This is a genomic window from Staphylococcus pasteuri, from assembly GCF_030547725.1.
GTDB lineage: Bacteria > Bacillota > Bacilli > Staphylococcales > Staphylococcaceae > Staphylococcus > Staphylococcus pasteuri.
In genome coordinates, this window is sequence record NZ_JAUOQO010001023.1 from 1 (window position 1) to 234 (window position 234).

At 45.3% G+C, this 234-nt stretch carries 1 protein-coding gene; it reads left to right on the top strand.

Annotation, left to right across the window (positions count from 1 at the left end):
• Positions 1–234, top strand: a 234-nt coding sequence (locus Q4528_RS16265; protein WP_303522818.1) for a fibronectin type III domain-containing protein, incomplete at both ends; no start/stop codon positions are given.

Here is a 234-nt window from a genome sequence, read left to right on the forward strand (position 1 = left end):
CCTTGGCGAAGGTTGGGGAAAAGTTCACCATATCACTCTCACTAACTTACAAGCCGATACCGAATATCAATACAAGGTAATTGGGCCAAACGGTAAGTTTTCTGCTGAATACGCATTTAAAACCGCTAGTACCAATATGGATTACAGCCGCTTTTTAGTCGTGGGTGACATGCAAGATGAACAAGGTGAGCAGCGCTGGCACGATATTGCCCAAGCCATTAGCAGTGAGCACAT